Source organism: Streptomyces sp. NRRL WC-3549 (assembly GCF_000721935.1).
Classification (GTDB): domain Bacteria; phylum Actinomycetota; class Actinomycetes; order Streptomycetales; family Streptomycetaceae; genus Streptomyces.
Window position 1 is genome coordinate 9,007 of sequence record NZ_KL585441.1, and the last position, 8,831, is coordinate 17,837.

At 72.3% G+C, this 8,831-nt stretch carries 6 protein-coding genes and 1 pseudogene; 4 read left to right on the top strand and 3 right to left on the bottom strand.

Going from position 1 to position 8,831, the window contains the following annotated elements:
• Window positions 1-31: 31 nt before the first annotated feature.
• On the top strand, window positions 32-1,657 hold the full coding sequence (gene lnt, locus IH13_RS0133360; protein WP_031090412.1) for an apolipoprotein N-acyltransferase: 1,626 nt from the start codon (window positions 32-34) through the stop codon (window positions 1,655-1,657).
• 9 nt (window positions 1,658-1,666) lie between these two features.
• A pseudogene (locus IH13_RS0133365) lies at window positions 1,667-2,134 on the top strand (NUDIX hydrolase); the annotation flags it as partial.
• 118 nt (window positions 2,135-2,252) lie between these two features.
• Here IH13_RS0133365 and IH13_RS0133370 read toward each other — a convergent pair.
• On the bottom strand, window positions 2,253-3,656 hold the full coding sequence (locus IH13_RS0133370; RefSeq protein WP_051836010.1) for an MFS transporter: 1,404 nt from the start codon (window positions 3,654-3,656) through the stop codon (window positions 2,253-2,255).
• A gap of 796 nt (window positions 3,657-4,452) precedes the next feature.
• Between IH13_RS0133370 and rpmF the strand changes: the two genes are divergently transcribed.
• Window positions 4,453-4,623, top strand: a complete 171-nt coding sequence (gene rpmF / locus IH13_RS0133380; protein WP_031090419.1) for a 50S ribosomal protein L32 — start codon at window positions 4,453-4,455, stop codon at window positions 4,621-4,623.
• A gap of 5 nt (window positions 4,624-4,628) precedes the next feature.
• Entirely contained in the window at window positions 4,629-5,801 is a 1,173-nt protein-coding gene (locus IH13_RS0133385; protein ID WP_031090421.1) for a CobW family GTP-binding protein, read from the top strand.
• Between the two features lie 350 nt (window positions 5,802-6,151).
• Here the strand turns inward: IH13_RS0133385 and IH13_RS0133390 are convergent, their stop codons facing one another.
• Both IH13_RS0133390 and IH13_RS0133395 read right to left on the bottom strand, forming a co-directional pair.
• A complete protein-coding gene (locus IH13_RS0133390) occupies window positions 6,152-7,792 on the bottom strand; it encodes a choice-of-anchor M domain-containing protein (RefSeq protein ID WP_031090423.1) in 1,641 nt (546 codons plus the stop codon).
• Window positions 7,793-7,854: 62 nt separating this feature from the next.
• Complete coding sequence (locus IH13_RS0133395) at window positions 7,855-8,502, bottom strand: choice-of-anchor M domain-containing protein (RefSeq protein WP_051836011.1); 648 nt, start codon at window positions 8,500-8,502, stop codon at window positions 7,855-7,857.
• Window positions 8,503-8,831 lie beyond the last annotated feature (329 nt).

The following is an 8,831-nucleotide window of genomic DNA, read 5'->3' on the forward strand; positions in this document are numbered from 1 at the left end:
CCGCACAGGCGGGCACCGTAGACTCCGGCGGGTGAGCGCCACCATCACCACCGCCGACGAACCGCCGCCCGTCCGTGCCGCCCGCGGCGCGAGTCCCAGGACGCGGCTCGTCCGGCCGGCCGCGGCCGTCCTCTCCGGCGTGCTGCTGTACCTGAGCTTCCCGCCCCGCCCCCTGTGGTGGCTGGTGCTGCCCGGCTTCGCCCTGCTGGGGTGGGTCCTGTCCGCGCGCAGGATGCGCGCGGCGCTGGGGCTCGGCCTCCTCGCCGGGCTCGGCTTCATGCTCCCGCTGCTGCACTGGACGGGCGAGGACGTCGGGCCCGTCCCGTGGCTCGCGCTCGCGCTCGCCGAGGCGCTGTTCGTCGCCGTGGGCTGCATGGGGGTCGCCGCGGTCTCCCGGCTCCCGTACTGGCCCGTCTGGGCGGCGGCCGTCTGGACCCTGGACGAGGCGGTACGGGCCCGGGTGCCGTTCGGCGGCTTCCCGTGGGGCAAGATCGCCTTCGGTCAGGCCGACGGCGTCTTCCTCCCGCTCGCCGCGCTGGGCGGGACCCCGCTGCTCTCCTTCGCCGTGGTGCTGTGCGGGTTCGGGCTCCTCGAAGCGGTACGCCAGATCCGCCGCCACCAGGTCACCGGCACCGTCCCCCGGGCCGCCGTGGTGACGGCCGCCGCCACCGTCGCCGTACCCGCCCTCGCCGCTCTCGCGGCACTGCCGCTCGTCGACGACTCGGCCGAGGACGGCACCGCGACCGTCGCCGCGATCCAGGGCAACGTTCCGCGTCTGGGACTCGACTTCAACGCGCAGCGCAGGGCGGTCCTGGACAACCACGCCGCGCGTACGGAACAGCTCGCCCGCGACGTCGAGGCGGGCAAGGAGCCGCAGCCGGACTTCGTGCTGTGGCCGGAGAACTCCTCGGACCTCGACCCCTACCGCAACGCCGACGCCCGCGACGTGATCGACCGGGCGGTGAGGGCGATCGGCGCGCCCACCGTCGTCGGCGCGGTCATCACCCCCGAGACGGGGACGCTCCGCAACACGCTGATCCAGTGGGACCCGGTGAGCGGCCCCGGTGACACGTACGACAAGCGCCACATCCAGCCGTTCGGCGAGTACATGCCGATGCGGTCCTTCGTCCGGATCTTCAGCAAGGACGTCGACCGGGTCCAGCGGGAGTTCGGCCCCGGGGAGAAGGTCGGGGTGTTCGAGCTGGCGGGGACCAAGGTCGGGTTCGTGACCTGCTACGAGGCCGCGTTCGACGACGCCGTGCGCGACACCGTGAAGCACGGCGGGCAGCTGATCGCGGTACCCAGCAACAACGCCACCTTCGGGCGCAGCGAGATGACCTACCAGCAGCTCGCGATGTCCCAGGTCCGGGCGGTGGAGCACGGGCGGTCCGTCGTGGTGCCCGTCACCAGCGGGGTCAGCGCCGTGATCCGGCCGGACGGCACGATCGTGGAGAAGACCGGGATGTTCACCCCGGGCGCCCTGGTCGACGAGGTGCCGCTGCGCTCCTCGCTGACCCCGGCGACCCGGCTGGGGCCCCTGCCCGAGGGCCTGCTCGTACTCGTCGCGGTGGCCGGCCTCGGCTGGGTGGCGGTCCGCCGGGTGCGCGCCCGCGAGGGCCGTGGGGCGGGGCCGGAGGAGACCCCGGCCGCCACGTAGGCTCGCCGCATGGCTACTCCCGACTTCATCCGCGAGATCCGTGCCACGGCCGGTCACCAGCTGCTCCTGCTGCCCGGTGTCACCGCGGTCGTCTTCGACGACCAGGGCCGCGTGCTGCTCAACCAGCGGTCCGACACCGGCAAGTGGTCGGTCATCGGCGGCATCTCCGAGCCCGGCGAGGAACCCGCGGCGACCGCCGAGCGAGAGGTGTACGAGGAGACCGCCGTGCGCTGCGTGGCGGAGCGCGTCGTCCTCACCCAGGCGCTGAAGCCGGTGCAGTACGCCAACGGAGACCGGTGCCAGTACCTCGACGTCACCTTCCGCTGCCGGGCCACCGGGGGTGAGGCGCGGGTCAACGACGACGAGTCGCTGGAGGTGGGGTGGTTCCCCGTCGACGCGCTGCCGCCGCTGAGTGAGTTCTCGCTGTTCCGGATCAAGCAGTCGCTCAACGACGGCCCCACCTGGTTCGAGCCGACCCTGTCTCTTATACACACCCGGCCGCTCCCGGCGGTCTCACGGCCCGCGCTCCGGCGGCCCCGGGCGGTAGGGGCGGGTCGGCACGGTGGGCCGGACGGTGCGAGACGGTCGAGATCGTTCAGAGGCCGCGCGCGTCGGCGGGCAGCACCGCGCCGCCCTGACCGCCGGGCCCTTCCCCGGGGACCGGTCCGTCCTGTCCGAGGGCCGTGAGGTCCCGGCTGCGGGTCTCCTTGGCACAGAGGACCGCCAGCACGGTGAGGAGCGCGGCGGCGATGACGTACAGCGAGATCGGTGTCGAGGTGCCGAAGTCGGCGAGGAGCGCGGTCGCGATGAGCGGGGCGGGGGCACCCGCCGCGACCGAGGAGAACTGGGCGCCGATCGAGGCGCCCGAGTAGCGCATCCTGGTCGCGAACATCTCCGCGAAGAACGCCGCCTGCGGCGCGTACATCGCGCCGTGGAAGACCAGCCCCACCGTCACGGCGAGCAGCAGACTGCCGAAGCCGCGCGTGTCGATCAGCGCGAAGAACGGGAACATCCACGCGCCAACACCGATCGCACCGATCAGGTAGACGGGTCTGCGTCCGATCCGGTCCGACAGGGCACCCCACGCGGGGATCACGGCGAAGTGCACGGCGGAGGCGACGAGTACGGCGTTGAGCGCCGTCTGCTTGCTCAGCTCCGCCGAGGTGGTCGCGTACACGAGGATGAACGCGGTGATGACGTAATAGCTGATGTTCTCCGCCATGCGGGCACCCATGGCGATCAGCACATCGCGCCAGTGATGCCGCAGGACGGCCACCAGGGGCATCTTCTCCACCACGGCGTCGGCCGCCTTGCGCTGCTCCGCCAGGGCCAAGGCGGCCTTGAACACGGGGGACTCGTCGACGGAGAGGCGAATCCACAGACCGAGGAGGACGAGCACCCCGGAGAGGAGGAAGGGGATACGCCACCCCCAGGAGCCGAAGGCCGAGTCGGACATCAGCGCGGTGAGCGCGGAGAGCACCCCGGTGGCGAGCAACTGACCCGCGGGTGCGCCCGTCTGAGGCCACGACGCCCAGAACCCGCGCCGTCTCGCGTCCCCGTGCTCCGACACGAGCAGCACGGCACCGCCCCACTCGCCCCCCAGGGCGAACCCCTGGACGAGTCGCAGGACGGTGAGCAGGACGGGGGCGGCGGAGCCGACGGTCGCATGGGTCGGCAGAAGCCCGATCGCGAAGGTCGCGCCGCCCATCATCAGCAGACTCAGCACCAGGAGCTTCTTGCGCCCGAGCCGGTCCCCGTAGTGCCCGAACACCAGGGCCCCCAGGGGACGGGCGGCGAAGCCCACCGCGTACGTGAGGAACGAGAGCAGCGTCCCGACGAGGGGGTCGGAGTCGGGGAAGAACAGCTTGTTGAAGACCAGCGCCGCGGCGGATCCGTAGAGGAAGAAGTCGTACCACTCGATGGTCGTGCCGACGAGGCCGGCGGCGACGATGCGGCGGAGGTTGTTCGGTGCTGGTGGAGGGGTTGCGGGCGACGACATCGGCACCACTTCCTGGCGTGTGACGGGGACGGCTGGGTGTCGCCATACCGTAGGAACGCGCAGGTGAGCGGCGTATGTGGCGGAGCGCCATAGTTCGGTGGCCGGGTATGCGCGCGGCCACCATGCCGGCCGGGGGAAGAGGGGGTTCGGGGCCCGGCCGGGACGAGCGCTCTCCGGGACGGCCCGCGTCCTCGTCTCCTCGTCACCCCTTCCGTGCCGGCCCGGGGCCGCCCGCCCGCCGCCATGTGTCAGGGCGCGCCGACGGCCGCGGGTCGTCGAACGTCCAGGACGACCGCCGTGCCGGCCAGGGACCGGGCCTCGTGCCTGGTGGTCCCATGGCCGGGCCGCAGACGCCGCCACTACCGAGGGGAGAGGGGAGCGAGCCGTACCGAGGCCCGTCCGCCGGGTTCGAGGGAAGAGGTGGACCCGGCCCAGAGCCTGGCGATGTCGAGGACCGGCGCACCGGTCCGGGTCCGGTTGCCGATGCTCCACATCGCTCGCGGGACGCCGCCCCGGGGATGGGCTTCCGCCTCCGCGCCTCGACGGCAGGGCGGAGGGTGAGGTCGGCTCGGACCATGCCGGTGCGGGTCTCGTAACAGCGTCAGTGGCACCAGGCGGCACGGAAGCGGTCGGACGTCGCCGAGCTCCTCCAGCAGTCCGAGAGCCACCCCCCACTCGTCCTGGGAGAGGTATTCCCGGACATCGGCCCGACGTGATGCCGTTCCCGAGCACTTGGGAATGGATGTCGTTTTCATGTAGTGTCGCGGTCGTTCCCCTTTGTTCTCGGAGGTTGGTCATGGCTGTCCCGAAGCGGAAGACGTCTCGCAGCAACACCAGGCACCGGCGTGCCCAGTGGAAGGCCGCGACGCCCCGACTGGTGCCCGTGCAGGTCGACGGTTCCGTGTACAGGGTGCCGCAGCGGCTGGTGAAGGCCTACGAGCGCGGACTGCTGCGCCCCGAAGGGTGAGCGCGATGCGGGGTGGAGACCGGCGGCTGCCGGTGACCGTGCTCTCGGGGTTCCTCGGCGCCGGTAAGACGACGCTGCTCAATCACGTGCTCTCCCAGCGCGACGGGCTGCGGGTCGCGGTGATCGTCAACGACATGAGCGAGATCAACATCGACGCCGCACTGGTGCGCGGCGGCGAGGCGGCCCTGTCGCGGACCGAGGAGCGACTGGCGGAGATGACCGACGGGTGCATCTGCTGCACCCTGCGCGACGACCTGCTCGTGGAGGTCGCCCGGCTGGCGCGCGAAGGCCGTTTCGACCACCTGTTCATCGAGTCCAGCGGCATCTCCGAGCCCATGCCCGTCGCGGCGACGTTCGCCTTCCCCGGGGACGACGGTGCGACCCTCGGTGATCTGGCCCGTCTGGACACCATGGTCACCGTGGTGGACGCCGCCGACTTCCTGCCCGAACCCGCGGGTGGAGACCGACTGGCGGAGCGCGGTCTGGACCAGTACGAGGAAGACGAACGGACGGTCAGCGACCTGCTGATGGACCAGGTCGAGTTCGCCGACGTCATCGTGCTCAACAAGCTCGACCTGGTCGAGCCTGCCGACGCCCTGCGGCTGCGCGCCGCCCTGACCCGGCTGAACCCGGGGGCCCGGGTGGTGACCGCCGTCCGCGGCCAGGTGCCGCTCGCCCGTGTCCTGGGGACCGGGCTGTTCGATCTGGAGCGCGCTCAGGAGGCTCCTGGCTGGGTCATGGAACTCAACGGCGACCACGTGCCGGAGACGGAGGAGTACGGCATCTCCAGCCTCGTCTTCCGCTCCGGCGCGCCCTTCCGTCCGGGCCGGCTGTTCGAGTTCGTGACCCGAGGGCTCGACAGCGGAGCCTTCGGGCAGATCCTGCGCTCCAAGGGCTTCTTCCGGCTCGCCGGCCGCCCGCTGGTCACCGGCCTGTGGTCGCAGGCGGGTTCTGTGGCCCGCTTCGAGCCGATGGGGGTCCGTGACGGCTCACAGGGCCAGGAGCTGGTGTTCATCGGCACCGGCCTCCGGGCCGAAGCCCTCAACACGGCTCTGGAGAGCTGCCTGCTCGCCGAGGGAGAGGAACCTCCCGCGAGCGACCCGTTTCCTTCCTGGGATTCTCACGGAAGCGAAGACGCCTGCGAGCACGAGCAGCCCGCACACACGCTGCCGGCGTGACAAGCTCCGGGTCGGGCGGTGGTCGCAGCCACGGCATCGCCCGACCCGGTCTCTTCGCGTGGAACGGCTTTCAGCGGGCGGTCGCACACCTCCCCGTACCGCGTCGGCTCCCCGTCCGGGGATCCACCGTGCGGACGGCATCGCCCGGACCCGGGCGGGCGGGGCCGGAGCCGCCGGCCCGTTGCGGCCGTAGTCGCCGACGTCCGTCAGCCGGGGCGCGGGGCCCTTCCTCGTCAACCGGTCGGCGCGGTACGTCGCGTGGTTGAAGTCGATGTCCTTGCCGCCCCGGCGCGGCGCACCGCCGTGGCGGAGCCCGAGGCCGTGCGGCCGGGCTCCGCCACCTGGTGCCGTCATCCAGCTGTTCGACGCCGCCGGGTGACGGCGACAGCGCCGCTTCCGGCGAGCAGCGCGACCAGTGCGCCCCCCGCGATGACCATCGCCCCCGAGCCGGTCGAGGCGAGGCCTCCGGCGGCCGTGGGGGAGCCTTTGCCGCTCCCGGATCCGGCGTCACCACCGGCGCTCGGCCCCGCTCCCGTACCGGTGGCCGGGGACGCGACCTCTTCCCCGGCCCCGTCGGGACGGGTGGGGGGCCCGGATTCCGAAGCCGACGGTGTGGGGCGGGCGGACGGCACCGGTGCCGACGCCGTCGCCGTCGCCGAGGGCGATGGTGCGGTGGGTGCCGGGGACGGTGCGTCGCCGTCGCCCGGTATCACGGTCGACGGATCGGTGCCGTTCCCGACGACCCAGGCGAGGGTTTCCGTGTCGCTCACCGTGCGGCCGTCGGAGAGGGTGGCGCTCACGGTGAACCGCGTGCGGTAGACACCTTCCGCCGTGAACGTCCAGTTCCAGTGGCTGTGCGCGTGTGCCGAGTGCCGGAGTTCGTCCGGCAGCCCGTCACGGCTGTCGAGCCCGATGTCCACCCCGCCCGTCGCACCGGTCGAGAACACCGCCACGGACCCCGGGCCCTGGACGGAGTCCAGCCGGAAGGAGACGTCACCCCGCACATCGGCCGCGGCGAACTCCTCGGTGCTCCAGCCGGGCCAGACCAGCCCGTCGATCTGACGCATGGGCAGCAGCCACATGGCGTCGCCCGCCTCGCCGAGGAACTCGTAGCCCTCGCCGATCTTCCGCTTCGCCGCCGGCTTGACGTGCAAGACCACGTCTCCCGGCTCGTACCACGCGTAGACCTGGGACGTGCCCTCCTTGATCTGGAACGACAGCCCCTCGTCGGCGGGCCGGGCCGCGAGGTCGAGGTGGCCGTTGCCGATGACGTGTGCGGCGGGCCGGGTCGCGGCGGGCGTCGGGGCGGGGCCCGCGGTCGGGGTCGTCGGCGGCCCGGACGGCACCTGTCCGTCACCCGGTACCACATCGGCCGGGTCCACGTCGTCGCCGACCACGACCGCGAGGGTCCCGGTATCCGTGCGGCCTTCGCCGGTGACCGTGAAGGTCAGACGGTAGACCCCCTCCCGGGTGAACGCCCAGGTGGGTGCCAGGCGTTCTTCGTCGGCCGGCAGGGTGAAGGAACCCGGGGCCGGGCTGTCGCTCCCCAGGTGCTGGACGGCCGGCTCGTCGGCCGAGTCCATCGCGGGCGTGTAGGTGTACAGGGCGTAGAGCCCCAGGCCTTCGAAGCCCGTGAGCCGTACCTCCGTGTCGCCGCCCGCCTCGTCGCCCCTCCACCCGGGTTCCGGAGCGTAGATCTGCCCCGCGTTCGCGTACCCGTTGAGGAAGTAGGCGTCGACCAGCTCTCCGACGATCGGGTAGGCCGGGCTGATCACCTCCTCCTTCGTCGCCGGCCCGGCGTGCACGACGACCTGGGAGGGTTCGCGCACCACCGGAACGCCGCCGGAGCGGTCGTCGAGCTGCAGCCGCAGGGCGCCGTCCACGAGCCGGGGTACGAGATCCATCTCGCCGTCCTCGATCACGACCGGGCCGCCGGCGGCGCGGGCCGTCCCGCTGCCGCCGGCGACCAGCCCCGCCGCGCCGATGGACACCGCAGCTCCTGCCGCCGTCGTCACGACCGCCAGGAGACGGGAACCGCGCGTCAGGGTCCCGATCATGAACCGACGACCACGGTGTACGTCTCGGTGGCGGTCTTGGCGGCCCCGGCGACCGTCCCGGAGACACGGAAGGTCAGCTCGTAGGTTCCGGCCTCCTCGAACGCCCAGGTGGCGTGGTTGTGGGCGCCCACGGGGAAGGCCTTGGTCTTGTAGGAGGAGGTGGCGGTGTTGCTGTCGTACCAGCGTGTCCCGCTGCCGACGTAGACGCTGAAGGCATCGGTCCCGGCACCGTCGAGGGTGGCGTCGACGAGGCTGTAGGACACCGAGTCCCCGGCGAACACCCCGGGTTCGAGGGCTTCCGTGGAGAAGCCGGCGAAGAGCACACCGCGCGCGTCGGCGAGGGCCTGGTCCTCCGGCAGCAGCCAGACCTGGCTGCCGGAACCCAGGAAGGCGTAGCCCGGGTTGGCGACCCTGGCCGCGGCCGGGACCGAGAGGACCACGTCGGACGGCTCGTACTCGGTGTCGGTCTCCTCGTCGTGGACGTGGAGGTGGAGGGCCGAACCGTCCCACTCGGAGTCGACCACGTCGACGTGACCGGCGGTCAGGGTGGTGGCGGCGACGGCGGGCGTGGCGACGAGAGCCGTCACGGCCAGGGCGGCCGCGGTGGTACCGGCCACGGTCAGGGTGCGGGCGGAGATGCGCATGGGTGATCCCCCCAAGGATCGAAGAGCGCACGATCTTGAACGTGCGCGAACAAGTGAAATAATAATCATTTTCATCTAGCGGCGGCAACCGCTTCCGTCCTGGAAGCACGTCACAAGTCCGCACGACAGCTGGGGACTTCGGATCGGGCCCGGGCGGGCCCTCGCTCGCGCGCGCGTGAAAGGGGCGGGGCCCGGGCCGCGGGCCCCGCCGGGGGTGTGCTGCGTGCGGCACGCTCCGCGCGGTCCCTGCGGAAAGCGGTCCCTGCGGAAAGCGGTCCCCGCGGGAAGCGGTGCTCGCGAGGCGCTCGGCTGCCGGGGCGGCCGGGATC

Bases quoted from the DNA above. Each gene is read 5' to 3' on its own strand.
- rpmF (WP_031090419.1), top strand. From the start codon at position 4,453: ATGGCTGTCCCGAAGCGGAAGACGTCTCGCAGCAACACCAGGCACCGG.
- IH13_RS0133395 (WP_051836011.1), bottom strand. From the start codon at position 8,502: ATGCGCATCTCCGCCCGCACCCTGACCGTGGCCGGTACCACCGCGGCC.
- IH13_RS0133385 (WP_031090421.1), top strand. From the start codon at position 4,629: ATGCGGGGTGGAGACCGGCGGCTGCCGGTGACCGTGCTCTCGGGGTTC.
- IH13_RS0133370 (WP_051836010.1), bottom strand. From the start codon at position 3,656: ATGTCGTCGCCCGCAACCCCTCCACCAGCACCGAACAACCTCCGCCGC.